General features: G+C 71.5%; 16 protein-coding genes and 1 tRNA gene. 8 read left to right on the forward strand and 9 right to left on the reverse strand.

What is annotated here, in order from left to right; genetic code table 11:
- Window position 1: 1 nt before the first annotated feature.
- The 3 genes from ACXAHD_RS14910 to ACXAHD_RS14920 all read right to left on the reverse strand — a co-directional run bounded on the left by ACXAHD_RS14910 (window position 2) and on the right by ACXAHD_RS14920 (window position 4,597).
- Window positions 2–895 carry a transketolase gene (locus ACXAHD_RS14910; protein WP_281551394.1) on the reverse strand — a complete coding sequence of 298 codons (894 nt, stop codon included), beginning with the start codon at window positions 893–895 and terminating at the stop codon, window positions 2–4.
- Window positions 892–1,746: a sugar phosphate isomerase/epimerase family protein gene (locus ACXAHD_RS14915; RefSeq protein WP_281551393.1), complete on the reverse strand. Its 855-nt coding sequence runs from the start codon at window positions 1,744–1,746 to the stop codon at window positions 892–894. Before ACXAHD_RS14915 ends, ACXAHD_RS14910 begins: the two co-directional genes overlap by 4 nt.
- A 175-nt stretch (window positions 1,747–1,921) precedes the next feature.
- A complete protein-coding gene (locus ACXAHD_RS14920) occupies window positions 1,922–4,597 on the reverse strand; it encodes a CHAT domain-containing protein (protein ID WP_475051185.1) in 2,676 nt (891 codons plus the stop codon).
- Window positions 4,598–4,787: 190 nt separating this feature from the next.
- On the opposite strand from ACXAHD_RS14920, the gene ACXAHD_RS14925 reads away from it, so the two are divergent.
- From ACXAHD_RS14925 to ACXAHD_RS14935, 3 genes are read left to right on the forward strand one after another with little or no spacing between them, the layout of a single operon-like run.
- Complete coding sequence (locus ACXAHD_RS14925) at window positions 4,788–6,107, forward strand: S8 family peptidase (protein ID WP_281551391.1); 1,320 nt, start codon at window positions 4,788–4,790, stop codon at window positions 6,105–6,107.
- Window positions 6,104–6,847, forward strand: coding sequence for an RNA polymerase sigma factor (locus tag ACXAHD_RS14930; protein ID WP_475051188.1), 744 nt, complete (start codon window positions 6,104–6,106; stop codon window positions 6,845–6,847). Before ACXAHD_RS14925 ends, ACXAHD_RS14930 begins: the two co-directional genes overlap by 4 nt.
- Window positions 6,822–7,286, forward strand: coding sequence for a hypothetical protein (locus ACXAHD_RS14935; RefSeq protein ID WP_281551389.1), 465 nt, complete (start codon window positions 6,822–6,824; stop codon window positions 7,284–7,286). The genes ACXAHD_RS14930 and ACXAHD_RS14935 overlap by 26 nt, the downstream gene beginning before the upstream one ends.
- 77 nt (window positions 7,287–7,363) lie before the next feature.
- Here the strand turns inward: ACXAHD_RS14935 and ACXAHD_RS14940 are convergent, their stop codons facing one another.
- The 5 genes from ACXAHD_RS14940 to ACXAHD_RS14960 form a co-directional block, all read right to left on the reverse strand.
- Window positions 7,364–8,407 carry a hypothetical protein gene (locus ACXAHD_RS14940; RefSeq protein ID WP_475051190.1) on the reverse strand — a complete coding sequence of 348 codons (1,044 nt, stop codon included), beginning with the start codon at window positions 8,405–8,407 and terminating at the stop codon, window positions 7,364–7,366.
- A gap of 502 nt (window positions 8,408–8,909) precedes the next feature.
- Window positions 8,910–8,981: transfer RNA gene (locus ACXAHD_RS14945), tRNA-Arg, on the reverse strand.
- A 113-nt stretch (window positions 8,982–9,094) separates the two neighbouring features.
- A complete protein-coding gene (locus ACXAHD_RS14950; protein ID WP_475051192.1) occupies window positions 9,095–9,790 on the reverse strand; it encodes a winged helix-turn-helix domain-containing protein in 696 nt (231 codons plus the stop codon).
- A gap of 234 nt (window positions 9,791–10,024) precedes the next feature.
- Window positions 10,025–10,747, reverse strand: coding sequence for a DUF305 domain-containing protein (locus tag ACXAHD_RS14955; RefSeq protein WP_475051203.1), 723 nt, complete (start codon window positions 10,745–10,747; stop codon window positions 10,025–10,027).
- Between the two features lie 23 nt (window positions 10,748–10,770).
- Window positions 10,771–11,655, reverse strand: coding sequence for a DUF3105 domain-containing protein (locus ACXAHD_RS14960; RefSeq protein ID WP_475051194.1), 885 nt, complete (start codon window positions 11,653–11,655; stop codon window positions 10,771–10,773).
- Window positions 11,656–11,760: 105 nt separating this feature from the next.
- Between ACXAHD_RS14960 and argS the strand changes: the two genes are divergently transcribed.
- The 4 genes from argS to thrC all read left to right on the forward strand — a co-directional run bounded on the left by argS (window position 11,761) and on the right by thrC (window position 17,325).
- Complete coding sequence (gene argS, locus ACXAHD_RS14965; RefSeq protein ID WP_281551383.1) at window positions 11,761–13,425, forward strand: arginine--tRNA ligase; 1,665 nt, start codon at window positions 11,761–11,763, stop codon at window positions 13,423–13,425.
- A 54-nt stretch (window positions 13,426–13,479) separates the two neighbouring features.
- The gene (gene lysA, locus ACXAHD_RS14970) at window positions 13,480–14,865 is read left to right on the forward strand and encodes a diaminopimelate decarboxylase (protein WP_475051197.1); all 1,386 of its coding nucleotides are present in this window, start codon (window positions 13,480–13,482) and stop codon (window positions 14,863–14,865) included.
- A gap of 65 nt (window positions 14,866–14,930) precedes the next feature.
- Window positions 14,931–16,235 carry a homoserine dehydrogenase gene (locus tag ACXAHD_RS14975; protein WP_282234783.1) on the forward strand — a complete coding sequence of 435 codons (1,305 nt, stop codon included), beginning with the start codon at window positions 14,931–14,933 and terminating at the stop codon, window positions 16,233–16,235.
- Window positions 16,236–16,275: 40 nt separating this feature from the next.
- Window positions 16,276–17,325, forward strand: coding sequence for a threonine synthase (gene thrC, locus ACXAHD_RS14980; protein ID WP_281551381.1), 1,050 nt, complete (start codon window positions 16,276–16,278; stop codon window positions 17,323–17,325).
- Here thrC and ACXAHD_RS14985 read toward each other — a convergent pair.
- The gene (locus ACXAHD_RS14985) at window positions 17,293–17,817 is read right to left on the reverse strand and encodes a MarR family winged helix-turn-helix transcriptional regulator (RefSeq protein WP_281551380.1); all 525 of its coding nucleotides are present in this window, start codon (window positions 17,815–17,817) and stop codon (window positions 17,293–17,295) included. The genes thrC and ACXAHD_RS14985 overlap by 33 nt on opposite strands.
- 150 nt (window positions 17,818–17,967) lie before the next feature.
- On the opposite strand from ACXAHD_RS14985, the gene ACXAHD_RS14990 reads away from it, so the two are divergent.
- Window positions 17,968–21,297, forward strand: coding sequence for an efflux RND transporter permease subunit (locus ACXAHD_RS14990; protein ID WP_281555689.1), 3,330 nt, complete (start codon window positions 17,968–17,970; stop codon window positions 21,295–21,297).
- Window positions 21,298–21,381 lie beyond the last annotated feature (84 nt).

Genomic DNA, 21,381 nt, shown 5'->3' on the forward strand with positions numbered 1-21,381 from the left:
CTCACTCTGTCTCCAACTCAGCGAGGGCGGTGGCAACCTGGTCGGCGTCGGGGACCTTGTGGTGCCAGGCGACCTCGTCGCTCATAAAGGTGATCGGATGGCCCTTCACCGTGTGGGCGATCACGAACGTGGGTTTGCCGTCGGCCGGGGCGCGGGTGAGCACGTCGAGCAGCGCGCCGTGGTCGTGTCCGTCTACCTCGACCGGCTGCCAACCGAACGCACGGATCTTGTCCGCGAGCGGCTCCAGCTCGTTGGTGTCGGCGACCCGGGCACCCTGCTGCAGCCGGTTGCGGTCGACAATCGCGGTGAGGCGCTCCAACCGGTGGTGTGCGGCGGCCATCATCGCCTCCCAGTTGGAGCCTTCCTGCAACTCGCCGTCGCCGAGGACGACGAAGGTGCGTCGACGGGAACCGTCGAGCTTGCCGGCCAGGGCGGTGCCGACCGCGATCGGCAGACCGTGCCCGAGCGGGCCGGTGTTGGCCTCGACACCGCGGACCTTGGTCCGGTCGGGATGTCCGTTGAGCTTCGACAGCGGCTGCAGGAACGTGTCCAGGGCGACAGGGTCGAGCAGACCGGCGGCGGCCAGCGTGGCGTAGAGTGCGCCGGCCGCGTGACCCTTGGACAGGATGAGCCGATCTCGCTCGGGATCATCCAGTCGGTCTGCGGAGATCTCCAGCACGTGCAGATAGAGGGTGGCCAGGATGTCGATGACACTGAACTCGCCACCGACATGCCCCAGCCCGGCCGCGTTGATCATGCTGATGTCGCGTCGCCGGATGAGCCGGGCGCCTTCCCGGATGTGCGCGATGATCGCTTCCCGGCCGGCCCCGGGGCCGATCCGACCGAGAACCGGCAGCGCCGAGTTGTCGGGGGCAGCGACCGGTGCCGCGTTCATCGGTCTACCGCCATCGATCGCAACAGGGCGTCCTGCACCAGGCGTTGCGCGGTGAGTGCGTCCTGGCGGTGCTGCGCCTCGCGTAGTGCCTGAATGTCGAGCAGGTCCAGACCTCGGTGCACCGCTTTGAGGAAGCGGATGGACAGCCGGGCCGCCTCGACGCTGTCCTCCCGGAATGGGAACTGGTCGAGCTGCCAGACGCCTTCCCAGTTGTTCACCCGCAGGGTGTAGAAGAACTCGAAGATCTCGGTGAGGTGAACGGTGCCGACCACCAGGTCGTCGTCCCAGCCGCGGAGGTTGTCGTTGACGTCCATCCCGTAGAGCCGGCCGTGGTCGATGAGCAGCTGAGCGGCGTCGGCGGGCGATTCTCCGCCGTACAGTGAGTGACCGAAGTCGAGCAGGACCCCGACGTTGTCCAAGCCGATCTGCTGGATGCCCAGCAGCGAACGGGCGGCGGAGTCCCAGGTCATGTGCACCCGGGGCTCGCGTGGCTTGTACTCGATGGCGAACTTCAGGTCGGGATGAGCGCCAGCGAGCTCGCGCATGCCGTCGACGGCCAGTGCCCAGAGCTGCCGGTGGTCCACCTGGAACGGGTAGTCCCAGCCGTCCTGACCAGGCCAGATCTTGACGTAGTCGGCGCCGAGCTCGCGGACGACTCCGGCCGCCTCGTGCATGAGGTCGAGCGCGGTGGACCGTACCGCCGGGTCCGGGTTGGTGAAGGCGCCCTTGCTGAACCTGCGCAGGTAGATCTCCGGCGTGATGCCGATGGCGGCCAGGCCGGCCTCGGCAAGCGCGTCCTTCACCTCGGACAGACCGACTCCCGCAGTGAACGGGTAGTTCAGATCGACCACGGACAGCTCACCGACCTCGCCCGCCCGGGCTATTGCTTCCAGGGTGGTGACAGCGGGCCCGGCGGGGTCGGCCAGCGTCGTCGCTCGTCAGCTAACCGGAGGTCCGGTACGGTGGCAGGCGGATTCTGCGGCCCCTCGACAACGCCAACGGCGGAGCGGCCGACTGCACCTGGGCTCAACCGGCGCCGAAGCAGACGAACGCGGCGGCCGTCGCATGCCGGGCCCCGACCGCACCGTCCGGGTCCGCGGCGAACGCCCGCTGTGCCCGGGCCAGCGCCACCGCCGGAGCATGCCCGGCCAGCATCTCGCGGTGCAACTCCAGCATCAGCGCGGTGGTCAGCTCGCCCGGCACCGGCAGCACCGTCGCGATCAGACAGCGGGCGCCCAGCGCCAGCAGCACCGCGGTGAAGCCCATCACCTCGTCGCCGGGGCGGACCCCGGCCAGCCCGGAATCACAGGCCGACAACACCACGCAACCGGGCGGACTGATGATCCGCTCCAGTTCGTACGCGGTCAATGGTCCGTCTGCCAGCTCCAGTGTGGAGAACAGCGGGTTGTCCGCCCGGAACCGCCCGTGCGCGGCGATGTGGGCCAGTCGCGCGCCGTTGAGTGCCCCGGTTACCGCGTCGGCGGTGGCAGCGGCCCCGGTGAGCGTGCGGGAGCCGGGCAGCACCGCGCTGAGCTGCCGTACCTCGGTCTCGGCAGCCGGTAGTCGCGGCCCGGCCACCAGCACCGCCGGCCCGCCGGCCGGCTGCGCCCCAGCCGCCGGTCCGCCGGCCGGCTGCGGATCCACCCCGCCGGACCGCCGGCCGGCGGACCGCAGCCACGCCGTCGCCGATGGCGCCACCGTCACCGCCCGGCCCGCACAGGTCGGCAGACCCGACCACGGTACGGCGTGCAGGTCGCCGATCGGCACGATCACCAGCGGACGGTCGGCGATCAGGTCGCGTACCGGATCGAACAGTTGCCGGTCCAGTGCGCCGGCAGTGTGCCGTACCCCGGTCCGGGCGTCGGCGCTGTCGCCGGTGGTGACCAGCCGGCGCAACCCGAACCGGTGCAGCCGGGCCACCCGTACCGCGTCGGTCAACGACCCGAGGTCGTGCAGCGTCGGTCGGCCGTCGTGGACCAGCACCGCGAGCAGCCGCTCGCCGTGCGCCACCAGTTCCAGCAGTACGGCGGCGCCGAGCGCCGCAGCGAGGTCGGTGACCCCGGGCGGCGCGAGCAGTTCGCCGCCACCGTTGACCCCTCGGGCCAGCTCCCGGATCCGCTGCTCCAGCCGGGCCTGACTGCCGCGTAGCGTCTGCACCGGGTTGCCGGCCAACAACGCGTCCTCGAGTGCCGCGCTGACCATCCGCAGCTCGGTCAGCGCGGTGGCCAGGTCCGGATCCGGTGGCGGTGAGACCCGCCGCATCCGTAGCGCGTTGGCCCGCCACCGTTCCGCCCAGGTGAACACCTGCGCCGGTGCGCCCCGCTGGATGGCGATGTCCAGGCCTTCGGCGGCCAGCTCCTTACCGTACGTCCCGCTGTTGGCCCGCAGTTCGGTCGCGCCGAGCGAGGCGCGGTGTCCGTCGAGTACCGCTAGACCGTGGCGCAGCGCACGGGCCGCCCCGGACTCGTCGCCGGCCAGCCGGTGGCGCAACGCCAGGGCGTACCACCCCTGGGCGCGGCGGGGTGCGGTGCCCCGCCGCCGGGCGTCCGCGGCGACCTCCATCAGTTCGACCGCCCGGCTGTGCCGGCCCAGCGTGGTGGCCAGCCGGGCGGCCTCGATCCTGCTGGTGAGGGCGGGTCCGGGCCAGCCGGTGGCGTCGAGCTGGTCGGCGGTACGGATCATCGCGGCGAGCAGCGCGGGGGACCGGGTGCCCCGGGCGTACCCGGCCCGCAGCTCGACGTGTCGGGCGAGGGTGGCCCAGGCCCGCCGGCCCTGCCGTCGGAACCGGCTACGTGCCGCCCCGGCGGTGTCGGCCGCGGTGGCCAGGTCGCCGGCGAGCAGCGCGGCCCGCGCCTGGGCGAGCAGCGCCTCGGCCAGGTCCGAGGCCATCCCGAGCCGGCGCAGCTCGGTCACGGCGGTCTCGGCCACCGTGACCGCCTCGTCGATCAGCGGTACGGACAGCAACAGCTCGAAGCGGTCCAGCAGCAGCGCGGGGCGGGGCACTGCGAGCCGGCGGTACTCGTTGTCGACCTCGGCGAAGCAGTGCAGCGCGCCGGCCACGTCGCCGCGTTGCCCGGTGGCGATGCCGCTGTTCCACCGGGCGTCGGCGGCGGCCAGGTCCAGCCCGAGCTGACTGAAGATGGCCGCGGCGCGGTTCAGGTCGTCGTCGGTGTCGGCATCGAGATGGGCGTTGAGGTGGGCGTTGAGCAGCCCCCGGTTGTTGCGGGCGCGCGCCTCCAGCAGGAGGTCGCCCTCACGGCGGCCGATCTCCACCGCCTGGTCGTAGTCGCGGACCGCCTCGTCGAACCGGCCCCGGTAGTGCAGCACCACGCCGCGCTGCATCCGGGCCCGGCCGGCGTCGGCGCCGGTCAGCTGCGGCAGGGCCAGGGTGACGACCCGCAGCGCGGCAGTGGTCCGGCCGGCGCTGGCCAGGACGTAGCCGAGGCTCATCCGGGCCAGCGCCCGAAGCCGGGCGTCGTCCCCAGCCCGCACCGCCCGGTGCAGGTGGCGTGCCGCGCCGGTTAGGTCGTTGAGCTCGCGTAACGCCAGGCCGATGGCGCGTTCCGCAGTGGATCGGGCGCGGGCGTCCGGCGCGTCGGCAAGCACCCGGTGGGCGATCGAGATGGCCTCGTGTGGGTAGCGCTGGACGGTGTCCAGGGCCCGCTGTGCCAGGTCGACACCGGAATCGGTGCGTTCGGTCACGAGACAGAGAATTCCCCACCCGTGCACCCCGGGTCAACGGCGGCACCCGGGCGCCAGTCATTTAATTGACACATAACTATCCTTTGAAATAATCGTGTCGGTCCCGTAACCTTCTGTGGTCGCCCTCGTGGTGCCGGCCCCGTCTCCCACCCGCTTGGAGGGTCAGGTGTCGTCCGACCACCGTCACCCCGTGCCGGGTCTCCCCGGGCAGGTCTCCCGCCGGCAGCTGATGGGGTGGTCCGCGCTGGCGGCCGCGCTGCTGCCCCTCGGCCCGGCGACCAACTGGTCGCACCCGACCGGCCAGGCCGGCGCGCCAGGGCCCGCCGACCGGTCCCTCGACCAGAGCTACCAACGGGCGTTCCTGGAGATCCTGGCCGCCCACCCGGCGGTACGGCGGTACACCGCGGCAGCCGGCAAGGAGTTCCTCTACCGTCCCCGGCAGCTACTGGTCGCCCCGGCCGACGTCGAGCGGGTGACGGCCCGGCTGCGCGCCGATGGCCACCAGGTCACCGAGGACGACGGGTTCGCCCAAGTCGGCCGGCTGTGCTTCGACCGGGAGACCGACGTCCCGGCCGTGGTCGACAAGCTCCGCGACCCGCGCCAGTGGCCCGGCGGGCGGGCCCCGCAGGTGCAGCCGCACCACGTCCTGCTCGGCTTCGGCAACATCATGGGCAACCCCGGCGGGCCACCACGGGTAGCGGCCGCGCTTCCACCGCCGGATCCGGCCCGGCTCGGTGAAGGGGCCGACGTCACGGTCGGTGTCTGCGACACCGGCATCTGGCGGCTCGCCGGCGACGTGCACCCGGACTGGCTCGGCGGCAGCTACCTGCCGGAGCCCGACGACGAGGACCCGCTGTACCTCGGCGGCACCCAACTGGCCCTGCAGGGCGGGCACGGCACCTTCGTCGCCGGTGTCGTACGGCAGGCTGCCCCCGGTGTACGGGTCGACCCGGAGTCGGCACTGGACGCCAACGGCATCGGCGACGAGGAGAGCCTGATCGCCGCGATCGGCCGGCTCGGTCCGCAGGTGTCGGTCATCAACCTCTCCCTCGGCTACTTCACGCAGCACGACCAGCCGCCGTTGCCGCTGGCCAACGCCGTCGCCGCGCTGCCCAAGACGACGGCGGTGGTCGCCGCCGCCGGCAACGCCGGCACCCGCCGTCCGTCCTGGCCGGCGGCGCTGCCGGGTGTGCTGGCCGTCGCCGCCCTCGACGCGACCGACGGCGTCCCGGTGCCGGCTGACTACAGCAACTACGGCTCGTGGGTGGACGCCAGCGCGTACGGCGACCGCACCAGCACGTACGTCGACGGGGAGATGGTCCTGCCCGGCCAGCCGGTGCTGCACTTCGACGGCTTCGCCGCCTGGGCCGGCACCTCCTTCGCCACCGGCCACGTCTCCGGTCGGCTCGCCGCCCTGATGACCGGCACCGGGCTGGACGCGGCGGCCGCCGCGGCGGTGCTGACCTCCGGCCCGGCCTGGCACCCCGACTACGGCGTGCTGGTCGAATGAGCAGCCCCGACGCCGTCCCCGACCCACCGCCGGCTACCGACCCAGCACCGGCTACCGACCCAGCACCGGCTACCGACCCAGCACCGGCTACCGACCCAGCGCCGGCTACCGTCCCCGACCTGGTTTCCGCTGCCGCCGCCGGCGACGAGACCGCCTGGTCCGCGCTGGTCCACCGGTACGGCCCGCTGGTAGCGGCGGTGATCCGCAGCCACGGGCTCGACCACGCCGACGCCGCCGACGTCAACCAGACCGTCTGGCTGCGGCTGGTCGAGCACCTCGGCCGGCTGCGCGAGGCACACGCTCTGCCCGCGTGGCTGGTGACCACCACCCGACGGGAGTGTCACCGAATGCTGCGGCTCGGCCGGCGTACGCAGCCGTTCGACCCGTACGACGAGTCGACCGACGCGCATGTCGGTGTCTTCCGGCTGGTCGACCCGACGACGCCCGACGAGGATCTGCTCCGGGACGAGCGGTGCCAGGCGCTGCGTGACGCGCTCGCCGAGTTGCCGCCGCGCTGCCGGGAACTACTCACGCTACTCGTCGCCGACCCGCCGGCCAGCTACCGTGAGATCGGCGAGCAACTCGGCATGCCCACTGGAAGTGTCGGCCCGACCCAGGCCCGATGCTTGGCGAAGCTGCGCAACTGCCCAGCCCTCGCCCCGTACGTCAGGATCGGCCCGCCCGGGGGGCAGCAGGGGAACGGAGGTGAACGTGATGCGGCAGTGGCCACCAAACAGTGACGACGAGCTGCTGATCGAGCTGGGTGCCGCCCTGCGCGACTCCGGACCGGTACCGGAGCACTTCCTGGCCGCGGCACTGGCCGCGTTCAGCTGGCGGACCGTCGACGCCGAGCTGGCGGTCGCCGAGCTGGTCTTCGACTCGGCCTGTGACCTCGATCCGGCCGGATCGACCCGGTCCGGCGGTACCGACCGGACGCTGACCTTCCGTTCCGGCCCGGTGGTCCTCGCCATCGAGGTCACCGCGACCGGGGTGGTGGGGCAGCTCTCTCCGGCCGCGACGGGCCGGCTCAGCGCCCGGTCGGCCGCCGGGCAGTACGAGGACGTCCAGGTGGACGAGGCCGGGTTCTTCTCGATGGGCGTACCGCCGACCGGCCCGGTGCAGCTGCGGGCCAGCACCGCGACGTACAAGGTCCGGACCTGCTGGGTCAGTCTTCGCTGAGCCAGCAGATCCGGAACCTCGTCGGGACGGAGGTCACGGGTCCCGGACGCCACCTCCGTCCCTGCCCTGCGAGGTGGCTAACGGTCCTGCTTGCTGACGGTCACGTCGTAGCGCACACCACCCAGGTCGGCCCGGTCGGAGCCGTCGACGTCCGGGCCGAACTGCGTCACCAGTACGGCGATCGGCTTATCGACCGGGTTGGTGGCGGTGAACAGCAGTCGCATGGTCAGCCGCTCGTTGCCCCGGAGCATCAGGTTGTCCAGACTGGCCTGGCCCGGTTCGACGATCTCGACCCGGTTACGGCCCGCCTCCCGGATGCCCTTGCCGGCCATGCCGCCCTCGACCCAGCGGGCGAACAACGTCGGCCCGAGATCCACCACGAGCCGCCCGCCAGCGGCCTGCAGTGGTGCACCTTCCGCGCTGAAGACCACGCTGTTGCGGGTCGGCTCCCGCAGGACGTTGCCGATCGCGAATGGCCGGACCTCGGTCTGCCCGCTGGTCGACAGCGCCACCGAGTCGACGTTGCGCCAGGCGATGTTGTTGTTGTTCCGGGTGTTCACACTGTTGCTCGGACCTTCGAAGGCCATCGGGTCGTTGGGGGAGACCCAGCGGGCGAGCAGACAGAAGTGCCCCGGGCCGGGGACACCGTTCCAGGGAATGGTGACGGTGGTGACACCGGCGTAGACCGGCACCGACATCCAGCCGATCTCGGTCCAGTGGGTGGGCCAGGTCGCGCCGCCACCCGGCGTGGTCCGGTAGACGTGGATCTCACCCTGCTCCATGCCGCCGGAACCGTACGGTCCGGGGTTGCGCAGCTTGATGAAGATGTAGTTGGTCTGCCCGACGATCGGGTTCTGGCTGGTCGCGCACTCGACGGCGGTGGGGCAGACCTTGATGTCGGGGCTCGCCCAGATCGGGTTCAGCCCGTGCGGCTGGATTCCGACGTCCGACGGATGGTCCTTCATGAAGACGTCGACGGGTGCGGCGGTGGCACCGCTGCCGGCCGAGCGGTCCAGTGCCGCCGCCGTGGCCGAGCTGACCGGCAGCAGCAGCGCTACGGCGGCAGCGGTTACCAGGGTGAGCGTTGATCGACGTACGCGTTGCGTCAGTCGCGTGGACAAGGTTCCTCCCGAGGTAGGGGTGTGAAAGGCAGACCGTGACTGTCACGGTCGCGCGGGGCGGATACCTATACCGAGAGAAATCGACGGGCAGAAATACCTTCGGTGGGGTGGCGGGATCGGCAGATGGCGAAAATTGCGGCGTCTGGCGTCCGGTGTCGAGTTCTGGGTTCTTCGGAGAGCTGGTCAGCTGGTTCTCATCAGAACAGGCGCCACTGCTGCTGGGGTGCGTTGATGCAGTCCCACAGCTGCAACGGGGGCGCCGTCCCGCGTATCGGGTCCGCGCACATCGACGCAGCGGCTGGCGAACAGGCTCTGGATCTGCTGCGGCGCACTCGACGGGGCGACCACCACGGCAGGGCTGGGCGTGCTGGCGGCATTCGGCACAGCTGCTCGCCACGGGCCGGTGACGGCCGGACACAGTATGACAGACAATGAAGGCCGCTGACTGGAATCGCCCTGGTCAGCGGCCTTGTCGTGCAGGTCGAGGGTTCTTCAGCAAGTGTGCCCCCGGCAGGATTCGAACCTGCGCTCCCGCCTCCGGAGGGCGGTGCTCTATCCCCTGAGCTACGGGGGCTCAGCGACCCAGGAAGATTAGCAAACCCAGCACCGGGTCGCCGAATCGGTATCCGCCGTGTCCGGTCCCGGCCGGCGCGGTGGTCCGGTCGCCGGCCGCGACGCCGGAGTTGCTCAGGCCGACCGGGCCGGGCGGGCGCAGCTGGGCAGCAGGTGTGTGACGATGCTCCGGGGCAACCGGCGGGGCAGTTCGGAGCTGGCCCAGGAGCCATCCACCACGAGATGCGCCCCGCGCCGGTCCGGTCCGCACAGCCGCAGCAGGAACTCGCGCGGCAGCGGCGGATCGATCGACGGCGTCAGGATCATGAACCGGATCTGGCCGCGTACCGAGGCGGCCGACAGCACGTCCGCAGCCGGGGTGGTGCCGTGCAACCGGGTCCGACCGAGCCACCACAGGTCCGTCCGGTGCTCCCGGGCCGCGCGCAGCACCGTCGGGTAGACCCGCTCCACCCACTCGTTGACCGCGTCGACGCAGAGCCCGCAGGCGCGTTCCTCCGGCCGCCGGGGCGCCAGCCCCCATGCGTCCAGGTAGTGGCCGACGTCGGCCGGGCTCAGCGTCAGCCCGAACCGTCGCTCGATCAGCGTCGCGACCGTACGACGGCTCCACAGCTCGTCGTCCAGCGCGTGGTCCTCCGGCCATCGGCCCCGCAACAGGCCGATCAGGTCGAGTTCCTGCTCCGGTGTCAGCCCGCCAGCGTCACCGGTGGGTGATCCGCGACGGCGGGCCGCCACCGCGCCGTCACCGCCGAGCGTGTGCCGTCGGCACCAGCTCGTGATCGATCTCCGAGTATCGCTAAGAAGTGCCCCCACGCTAGGACCAACGAGGCTGTATCAGGACGGTAGCGATATGTGCCTAGAAAACGTCTGAGACGGTAGAGTCCGGCAAAGTATGCGAAGTCATGGTATAGCGGCATGGAACGGGCAAGGCTGGAGGTGGCGGGGTACCACGGGATAAAGGCGGATACGACGCCGCCCGCCCCGGCAGAGACCGGGACGGGCGGGGCGGTGCCGGTAAGCACAGGGCCGCCGTCGGGCGGTGCGGTGTCAGCCGCCGACCTGGGACTGCAGGGTACGGATCAGCTCGATCTCCTTCTGCTGGCCGCTCACCATCGACTCGGCCAGCCAGCGCACATCCTCGTCGTCGGAGAGCTCGAGCACCCCGTCGGCCATGTGAATGCCGCCCAGGTGGTGGGTGAGCATCAGCGACAGGTACAGCCGGTCCACCTCGGCACCGGTGGCCGCCCTCAGCTCGGCCCGCTGCGCGTCGGTGGCCATCCCCGGCATCAGACCGTCGACCACCGCCCACTCGCCGGTGGTTTCCATCCAGTCCATCCGGGGCTGGGTGCCGGTCGGCTCCAGGCCCCACTCACGTAGCCAGGTCTGCATCATGCCGATCTGGCTCTGCTGGGTCAGCGCGATGTCGCTGGCGAGGGTCCGCACCGCCGGGTTCTCGCTGCGCTCCAGCACGATCATCGACATCTCCACGGCCTGCGCGTGGTGGGTCGACATGTCCCGGGCGAACCCGGCCTCCGGCGAGGCGTCGCCGGGACGCAGCAGACCGGGGGTGAGCAGGCCGGCGGCGTACCCGAGCAGGAGACCGACCACGACGGCTGCGGCCAGCCACGCGGTGCCGAACCGGCCACGGCGGCTGGTTTCGGCCGCATCGCCACCGGGCGTCGGCGGATCGGTCGGATCCCCGCCGGCCGGGTAGGCCGGCCGGTCCTGCGTCGCCGGCCCGTCGACGGGCCCCCGCCCGGTGTCGGCCATCGCGTCCGTCTCCGTCCTGGTGGTCACGACCCGGCGCCGCCGTCCATCTGCTGCTCCTGGGCGCCGATGTCACGCGGGGTGGTGCCGGTGGCGGTGATCCCACCCGAGCAGGTGGCGCCCGGCTCGACGGTGGCGTTCTGCCGCAACGCCCGGATGAACTCGTCGATCCGTGGGTCGTTGACGTCGTCGACGGCCAACTGGTAGCCCCACGCCTGCAGCGAGACCGCCGACTCCAGGCCCTCGAACGGGCTCATCAAGGTGAATTCGTTGCCCTGGATCTTGCTGGCCAGCGTCTCGACCTGGTCGGCGGGCAGACCTTCCTGGTAGGTGAGCCAGACCGCGCCGTGCTCCAGGCTGTGCACGGCGTGCTCGTTGGCGATCGGCGCGTCGTAGACGTCGCCCATGCAGTTCTGCCAGTTCGGGTTGTGGCTGCTGCCGACCGGCGGCTGGATCTCGTACTCCAGCGGGCCCCACTCGTGCGACTGCTTGCCGGCCATCGGGTCCAGCGCCGCCGGGTTGGCCTCCCGGTAGTTGACCAGGTCGGTGATCTCCGAGGCGCGGTCCTGCCACGACCGGGCCTCCTGGGAGACCGCGTAGGCCCCGTACCCGATGATCGCGGTGGCCAGTACCCCGACGCCGACCATCAGCGCGATCGGACCCCAGTTGCGCTCCTGGGTGACCTTGACCGGTTTGACCGGCTTGCGGCCGCCCTTGCCGGCCTTGCCACTGGTCTTGCCGCCGGTGGTCCGGGTGGCCGTGGCACCACCGCCCCGGCCGCTCGCCGACTTGCCCTTCGCCGGCTTGCCCGCAGCCTTGTCGTCGGTCCGGGGCTTGCCGCCGGCCGCCGGCTTGCCGGTGCTGACCACGGAGGGGTTGCGGTTGTCGCCACCCTGGGTGCTGATGCTCATGGTGTGGTGCCTCGTCAGGTCGGTCGGTCAAGGGGCATTCAGCGGGGACACAGCAGGTGAGGGTCGCCGCCAAGGCCACGAGTCTACCCCCGGTAACATGCTTTGGTGACTCCCGCCAATCTCGCTGAGCTCGTCCGCGCCGCGGCCCGGTCGGTCTTCGTCGACCGTGACCTCGATCTATCTTTACTCCCCGACGTGGTCACCGTCGAGCGTCCGCGCAACCCAGACCACGGCGACTACGCCTCGAACCTGGCGTTGCAACTGGCGAAGCGAGTCGGCACCGCCCCACGTGAGCTGGCCGCCGCGCTGGCCGCCGCGCTCAGCGAGGCCGACGGGATCGCCTCGGTGGAGATCGCCGGGCCGGGCTTCCTGAACATCCGACTCGACTCGGCCGCCGCCGGGGCGCTGGCCCGCACCGTGGTCCTGGCCGGCCGGGAGTACGGCCACAGCACCCGCCTGACCGGCCGCCGGCTCAACCTGGAGTTCGTCTCGGCCAATCCGACCGGCCCGGTGCACCTCGGTGGCACCCGCTGGGCGGCCGTCGGTGACGCGCTCGCCCGGATCCTGCGGGCCACCGGGGCCGACGTCGGCACCGAGTACTACTTCAACGACGCCGGCTCCCAGATCGACCGGTTCGCCAACTCGCTGCTCGCCGCCGCGCGGGGCGAGGCGGCGCCCGAGGACGGGTACGGCGGGGCGTACATCGCCGACATCGCCGGTGCCGTGGCCGCCAAACACCCCGAGGTCCGTGACCTCGACGACGACGCCGCCCGGGAGCTGTTCCGGGTCGAGGGCGTGGCGTTGATGTTCGACGAGATCAAGGCGTCGCTGGCCGGGTTCGGGGTGCACTTCGACACGTACTTCAACGAGAAGGACCTGCACGCCCGGGGCGAGCTGGAGCTGGCGTTGACCCGGCTGGGCGAGCAGGGGCGCACCTACCAGCGCGACGGCGCGACCTGGCTGCGCAGCACCGACTTCGGCGACGACAAGGACCGGGTGCTGCGCAAGTCCAACGGCGAATGGACCTACTTCGCCGCCGACTGCGCCTACTACCTGGACAAGCGGGAGCGCGGCTTCGACCAGGTCGTGATCATGCTCGGTGCCGACCACCACGGCTACATCGGCCGGCTGCGGGCGATGGCGGCCTGCTTCGGCGACGACCCGGATCAGACCCTGGAGATCCTGATCGGGCAGCTGGTGAACCTGGTGCGCGAGGGGACGCCGGTGCGGATGTCCAAGCGGGCCGGCACCGTGGTCACCCTGGAGGACCTGGTCGAGGCGATCGGCGTCGACGCCGCCCGGTACGCACTGGCCCGCTACTCGTCCGACTCGCCGATCGACATCGACGTGGAGCGGTGGACCCGGGCCAAGAACGACAACCCGGTCTTCTACGTGCAGTACGTCGCCGCTCGGACCGCCAGTGTGGCCCGCAACGCGGCCGAGGTAGGGCTGCAGCGGGGCGGGCCGGACGACTTCCGGCCCGAGCTGCTCGACCATGAGAAGGAGAACGAGCTGCTCAAGGCGCTCGGCGAGTTCCCCGCCGTGGTCGCCTCCGCCGCTGAGCTGCGTGAGCCGCACCGGATCGCCCGCTACCTTGAGGAGCTGGCCGGGGCGTACCACCGGTTCTACGACAAGTGCCGGATCATGCCGCTCGGCGACGAGGAGATCACCGACCGGCACCGGGCCCGGCTGTGGCTCAACGACGCCACCCGTACGGTGATCGCCAACGGCCTGGACCTGCTCGGCGTCTCGGCGCCCGAGCGGATGTGACCCCGGCCGACGTACCCAGACCCAGATCCATCCACGACGAAGGACGGTAGCGCCGTGCGCGCACACGAGGCCGGGGCCCTGCACGGTGACCTCGGCAGCCGGGGGCCGGGCTGGCTGCGTACCCCGGATGACGTCAACACCCTGCTGCCGCAGCTGTGGCCGCGGACGGTGACCCGGGCGGACGCCGGGTCGATCACCGTCGGCGGCCGGGACGTGCGGGACCTGGCCGCCGAGTACGGCACCCCGGCGTACCTGCTCGACGAGGACGACCTGCGGGCCCGCTGCCGCGACTTCCGGGCCGCCTTCGCCGGCCAGGACGTCTACTACGCCGGCAAGGCGTTCCTGTGCCGGGCGGTGGTGCGCATCATCGCCGAGGAGGGCCTGCACCTGGACGTCTGCACCGGCGGTGAGCTGGCCGTCGCGCTGTCGGCCGGGATGCCGCCGGAGCGGATCGGCCTGCACGGCAACAACAAGAGCGTCGCCGAGCTGACCCGGGCCCTCGACGCCGGGGTGGGCCGGATCATCGTCGACTCGTTCGACGAGATCGACCGGCTGACCGCGCTTGCCCGGGAGCGGCAGGTCCGGCCGAAGGTGCTGGTCCGGGTCACCGTCGGGGTCGAGGCGCACACCCACGAGTTCATCGCCACCGCCCACGAGGACCAGAAGTTCGGCTTCTCGCTGGCCGGCGGCGCAGCGTTCGAGGCGGCCGCCCGGATCCTCGACGAGGGTGTGCTGGAGCTGCGCGGGCTGCACTCGCACATCGGTTCGCAGATCTTCGACACCGGCGGCTTCGAGGTGTCCGCCCGGCGGGTGCTGGCGCTGCAGGCGCAGATTCGCGACGCGCGCGGCGTCGAGCTGCCCGAGCTGGATCTCGGCGGCGGATTCGGCATCGCCTACACCACCCAGGACGACCCGGCGCCGGCCCACGAGCTGGCCAAGCGGATGAACAAGATCGTCGACAGTGAGTGTGAGGCGTTGCGGCTCGCCGTGCCGCACCTGTCGGTCGAGCCGGGCCGGGCGATCATCGGCCCGGCGGTGTTCACCCTCTACCAGGTCGGCACCGTCAAGGACGTCGACGGCATCCGGAGCTACGTCAGCGTCGACGGCGGGATGAGCGACAACATCCGTACCGCCCTCTACGACGCCTCCTACTCGGCGACGGTCGCCTCCCGGGCGTCGACTGCGGCTCCGATCCTCGCCCGCGTCGTGGGAAAGCATTGTGAGTCCGGGGACATCGTGGTGAAGGATGAATTCCTGCCCGCCGACGTGCAGCCGGGAGATCTTCTCGCGGTGCCGGGCACGGGGGCGTACTGCCGGAGCATGGCGAGCAACTACAACCATGTGCCCCGGCCGCCGGTTATCGCGGTCCGCGACGGAGCGGCCCGGGTGATCGTCCGTCGGGAGACCGAGGCCGATCTGCTGGCACTGGACGTGGGATAGCGCCGCAGGCGGCGGGACGACGTGGATAGCGCGTGCGGCGCGCGGTCGCGAGGTATGGGGTGAGCATGGGTAAGCCGGTACGGCTGGCGTTGCTGGGCTGCGGCACGGTGGGCTCCGAGGTGGTGCGGCTGCTGCACGAGCAGGCTGCCGACCTCGCCGCCCGGGTCGGGGCGCCGATCGAGATCGCCGGGATCGCGGTCCGCCGGCCCAACCGGGCCCGGGGTGACCTGCCGGTCGACCCGGCGCTGTTCACCACCGACGCGTTGGGCCTGGTCAAACGGGACGACGTCGACGTGGTGGTCGAGGTGGTCGGCGGCATCGAACCGGCCCGGACCTGGCTGGTCGAGGCGCTGCGCAGCGGCAAGAGCGCGGTCACCGCCAACAAGGCGCTGCTCGCCGAGGACGGCGGCACCCTGCACGACGCCGCCGCCGAGGGCGGTGCCGACCTGTTCTACGAGGCGTCGGTGGCCGGCGCCATCCCGCTGCTGCGCCCGCTGCGCGATTCGCTGCACGGCGACTCGATCACCCGGGTCACCGGCATCGTCAACGGCACCACCAACTTCATCCTCTCCGCGATGGACGCCACCGGGGCCGGGTTCACCGAGGCGTTGGAGGAGGCGACCGCCCTCGGGTACGCCGAGGCCGACCCGACCGCCGACGTGGAGGGGTTCGACGCCGCGGCCAAGGCCGCCATCCTGGCCTCGCTGGCCTTCCACACCCGGGTCGGCGCCGACGACGTGCACCGCGAGGGGATCACCGAGGTCAGCGCCGCCGACATGGCCAGCGCCAAGGCGATGGGCTGCACCATCAAGCTGCTCTGCATAGCCGACCGGGGCCCGGGCGCCGACGGCGCCGAGTCGGTCAGCGTCCGGGTGCACCCGGCGATGATCCCGCGCAGCCATCCGCTGGCCAGCGTCGGCGACGCGTTCAACGCGGTCTTCGTCGAGGCGGTCGCGGCCGGGCAGTTGATGTTCTACGGCCGGGGCGCCGGTGGGGCGCCGACCGCCAGCGCGGTGCTCGGCGACATCGTCGCGGTGGCCCGCAACCGGCTCGCCGGGGTGCACACGGCCAGCGAGTCCGCCTACGCCGACCTGCCGATCCGGCCGATGGGGGAGGCGGTCACCCGCTACCACATCAGCCTCGACGTGGCCGACCGGGCCGGGGTGCTGGCCGCCGTCGCCGGGGTGTTCGCCCGGCACGACGTGTCCATCGCCACCGTGCGCCAGTCCGGCCGGGACAACGACGCCAGCCTGGTGATCGTCACCCACCGGGCGCCGGACGCCGCCCTCGCGGCCACCGTCGAGGAGCTGCGCGGCCTGGACGTCGTCCGTTCCATCGCCAGCGTGCTGCGGGTCGAGGGCGGCCAGTAGCCGCCGGTACGCTGTGCCGGCGCGAACCGAGGAGGTTGTCATGTGGCGGGGCCTGATCGAGGCGTACCGGGACCGGTTGCCGGTCACCGACGCCACGCCGGTGATCACCCTCTACGAGGGCAACACGCCGCTGCTGCCGGCGCCGGTGCTCTCCGCCCGGGTCGGTGCCGACGTCTACCTCAAGGTCGAGGGGGCCAACCCGACCGGGTCGTTCAAGGACCGGGGCATGACGATGGCGGTCTCCAAGGCGGTCGAGGAGGGCAACAAGGCGATCATCTGCGCCTCGACCGGCAACACCAGCGCGTCGGCCGCCGCGTACGCCGCCCGCGCCGGCCTGACCTGCGCGGTGCTCGTGCCGCAGGGCAAGATCGCGCTCGGCAAGCTCGCCCAGGCGCTGGTGCACGGGGCCCGCCTGCTGCAGGTCGACGGCAACTTCGACGACTGCCTGTCGATGGCGGCCAAGCTGGCCCAGGACTACCCGGTAGCGCTGGTCAACTCGGTGAACATCTTCCGGCTGCACGGGCAGAAGACCGCCGCGTTCGAGATCGTCGCCGGGCTCGGCGACGCCCCGGACATCCACTGCCTTCCGGTCGGCAACGCCGGCAACATCAGCGCCTACTGGATGGGTTACCTGGAGGACGTCGAGGCCGGCAACGCCACCCGCGTCCCGAAGATGTACGGCTTCCAGGCGTCGGGTGCCGCCCCGATCGTCTCTGGCGAGGTGGTCCGCCAGCCGTCGACGATCGCCACCGCGATCCGGATCGGCAACCCGGCGAGCTGGACCAAGGCGCTCGACGCCCGGGACGCCTCGGGGGGTCTGATCGACGCGGTCACCGACCGGGACATCCTGGCGGCGTACCGGCTGCTGGCCCGGGAGGTCGGGGTCTTCGTCGAGCTGGCCAGCGCGGCCAGCGTCGCCGGGCTGCTGCAGGCCGCCGCCGCCGGCAAGGTACCGGCCGGTGCCACCGTGGTCTGCACGGTCACCGGGCACGGTCTGAAGGACCCGGAGTGGGCGATCTCCACCGCTCCGGCACCGACCACCATCGGCAACGATCCGCTACTCGCGGCCCGCGCCCTCGACCTGGCCTGACGACGTCGCCGGTCGGGTGTGACGCGGCTCGACCTGAGGCGTGTCGGTTTCGGCCAGGTCGGCTTCTGCGGCGTCGACCAGCAGCCGGGTCGCGACGGCTACGGTACGCAGCTCGTCGGTGTCCAGTCGGGCCAACAGCCGTGCCTGGCGGTCGGTGCCGGCGGTGACGATCCGGTCCATCAGCTGCCGCCCGTCGTCGGTCAGCTCGATCCGGCGGACCCGCCGGTCCCGGGGGTCCTCCCGGCGGCCGACCAGCCGGTGGGCCGCGAGCCGGTCGACGATCCCGCTGACCGTGGCCATCCGTACCCCGAGCACCTGGCTGAGCTCCTGTCCCGAGGCGCTGCCACGCAGGTAGAGCAGTAGCAGTATCTTCAGCTGCGGCACGGTGAGCTGTGAGTCGAACAGCGGGTCGGAACGGTCGGAGGCGAACAGGACCTGCAGCCGGCGGCTGGTCACCACGATCTGGTCGATCAGTTCGTCCCGCTGGGCCACCTGCGCTCCCTCTGGTCCGGCACGGTGGTGGGCCGGCCGCCCGCCGTGCGCAGACGATATCCCAACAACTTCGCGTGACGCTAACTGTTAGCCTTGGCCGAACAATTCCCGTCGTTCCGCCGCCGGACTCTTCCAGGAGTGAGCCCGCACATGTCGTTGCTCGCCAGACTCAGCCTCGCCAACCGAGGGCTCGTGGCGCTCGTCGCGGTCGTGATCACGATCTTCGGCGCCGTCACCATCCCGACGCTCAAACAGCAGCTTCTGCCTTCGTTGGAGTTCCCGGCCGCGTTCATCAGCGCGGTCTACCCCGGCGCGGCACCGGAGATCGTCGAATCGCAGGTGACCGAGCCCATCGAGAACGCCCTCTCGGGCGTCGCCGACCTCGAGAGCGTCACCTCCACCTCCAGCGAGAGCTTCGCCACCGTGCAGGTCGAGTTCGCCTTCGGCACCGACCTGACCAGCGCCGTCAACGAGCTGGAGACCTCGATCAACCGGATCCAGCTGCCCGACGGTGTGGAACCGGCCGTCTTCGCCGGCAGCACCGACGACCTGCCGGCTGTGGTGCTGGCCGCCACCGGCGCCGGCGGACCGGGGCTCGCCGGACGTCTGGACGAGGTCGTGCTGCCCGAGCTGGAAGCCATCGAGGGGGTACGCGCCGTCGACGTCACCGGCGCCGGTGAGCAGGTCGTCTCGATCACCCCCGACTACGCCGCGCTGGCCGACGCCGGTCTCGACCCGAGCGCTATCGGCAACGCCCTGCGGGTCAACGGCGTCACCATCCCGGCCGGCTCCCTCACCGACGGCGACGAGAGCCTGACCGTCCAGGTCGGCACCAGGATCGATTCACTGAGCGATCTCGCCGGGATCTATCTCACCGCGTCCGGCCGGCCGCCGGTGCGGCTCGACGACGTCGCCGAGATCAGCGAGCAGACCGCCCCCGCCACCTCGATCACCAGGACCAACGGCGCGGACAGCCTCGGGATCGCGGTGACCGCCGGCCCCGACGGCGACGCGGTTGGCATCTCGCACGAGATCCGGGATCGACTCGACGAGCTGGGCGCGGCCGCTGACACCGAGTTGATCGTAGTGTTCGACCAGGCACCGTTCGTGGAACGCTCGATCGAGGCCCTCACCACCGAAGGCCTGCTCGGCCTGGTGATGGCGGTCCTGGTCATCCTGGTCTTCCTGCTGTCGATCCGGTCCACCGTGGTCACCGCGGTCTCCATCCCGCTGTCGGTGCTGATCGCGTTGATCGCCCTGTGGGTCGGCGACTACTCGCTCAACCTGCTCACCCTCGGCGCGTTGACCATCTCGGTCGGCCGGGTGGTGGACGACTCGATCGTGGTGCTGGAGAACATCAAACGGCATCTGGAGTACGGCGAGGACCGGCGTACCGCGATCCTGACCGGGGTCCGGGAGGTGGCCGGCGCGGTCACCTCGTCGACCCTGGCGACCGTCGCCGTCTTCGCCCCGATCGCGATCGTCGGCGGTTTCGTCGGCCAGCTGTTCGCGCCGTTCGCCATCACGGTGACCGTCGCGTTGCTCGCCTCGCTGCTGGTCTCGCTCACCATCATCCCGGTGCTCGCCTACTGGTTCCTCAAGCCGGCCGCCGCCGGCACCGACGTGGAGCAGGTCCGGCAGGAGGCCGAAGCCAAGGAGCTGCGCAACCCGTTGCAGCGCGGCTACCTGCCGGTGATCCGGTTCGCCACCACCCGGCGGTGGGCCACCGTCGGCATCGGGCTGGCGGTGCTGCTCGGCACGTTCGCGCTGAGCACCCGGCTGGAGACCAACTTCATCGACGACGCCGGCCAGGACACCCTGAGCATGCGGCAGGAGTTGCCGGCGGGCACCAGCCTGGCCGCCGTCGACCGGGCCGCCATCTCGGTGGAGCGGGTCCTCGCGCGGACCGACGGGATCGAGTCCTACCAGGTGTCGATCGGCGCGAGCAGCAACCCGTTCGCCGGTGGCGGCGGCAACACCACGGCGAGCTATTCGATCAGCCTGACCGAGGACACCGACAACATCGCCGTGCAGCAGCAGCTGCGGGACGAGTTCGCCGGCCGCGACGGCCTGGGCGAGATCACGGTCGGGGCGGCCGACGGCGGGCCCGGTGGCGGGAGCAGCAACCAGCTGCAGGTCATCGTGCAGGCCAACGACCCGGACGATTTGGCCACCGCCGCGGAGCGGGTCCGGACCGCGATGTCGCAGACCCCGGACGTTGCCGACGTCACCAGCACCCTGTCCGAGGACGTGACCCGGCTGCAGGTGCAGATCGACCGCGCGGCGGCAGCTCAGGCCGGGCTGAACGAGGCCGCGCTCGGGCAACTCGTCGCCCAAGCCTTCCGCGGCAGCCCGCTGGGACAGGTCACCATCGACGGCGACCGGCTGGACGTGGTGCTCAGCCCGAGCGCCCGGGTGACCTCGGCCGAGGAGTTGGCGGCGTTGCCGGTCGGGCCGGCGACCCTCGCCGCCTTCGCCGACATCACCGAAGTCGACGGGCCGGTGCAGATCAGTCGGGTGGACGGTGAGCGCAGCGCCACCGTCACCGGCACCGCGACCGGCTCGAACGTCGGGCAGACCAGCGCCGAGCTGTCGCAGCGGCTGGAGGACCTGAGTCTGCCGGCCGGTGCGACGTACACCATCGGCGGCGTCAGCGCCGACCAGGCGGAGGCGTTCGCCGACCTCGGGTTGGCCCTGCTCGCCGCGATCGCCATCGTCTTCGTGATCATGGTGGCGACGTTCCGCAGCCTGGTCCAGCCGCTGATCCTGCTGGTGTCGGTGCCGTTCGCGGCGACCGGCGCGATCGGTCTGCTGGTCGTCACCGGTACGCCGATGGGTGTGCCGGCGCTGATCGGCGCGTTGATGCTGGTCGGCATCGTGGTGACCAACGCGATCGTGTTGATGGACCTGATCAACCAGTACCGCGAGCAGGGGATGAGCGTGTCCCAGGCGGTGGTCGAGGGCGGCCGGCGTCGGCTGCGGCCGATCCTGATGACCGCGATCGCCACCATCTGCGCGTTGACGCCGATGGCGCTCGGCCTGACCGGGGTGGCCGGCTTCATCGGCCAGCCGTTGGCGATCGTGGTGATCGGCGGCCTGTTCAGCTCGACGCTGCTCACCCTGGTCCTGGTGCCGACGCTCTACACCATGGTCGAGGGCACCAAGGATCGGCTGCGGCAGCGCCGGGCCACCCGCCGGTCGGCCGGCCCGACCGACGACGCGAGTGACGTCGCTGCGGCACCGGACCGGCCGTCAGGAGCCGTTACCGGCACCGATGCCGTACCAGGCACCGGCGACGCAGCGGACGGCCGCAACGGCTCCGACACCGCCGGCCCCGCCAGTCGTACGTCGCCGGTCGCCGCGCCGCCGGCCCGCCCCTCGGCGGCGCTGGTCGACGGCACCGACCAGTTCGAGGTGCTGAAACTGCCGAAGAGCCGCACCTCGCCGCTGCCGCCGACGGATCCGCCGGCGGAGAAGTGACCGTGCGGGGGGTACCAAGGCAACAGCACCCGGGGAACCCCGCACAAAACACCCACCAAAAACCAACCCCTTCCCCATCTCTCC

The sequence above is a fragment of the Micromonospora sp. ABR4_055 genome, from assembly GCF_056160425.1.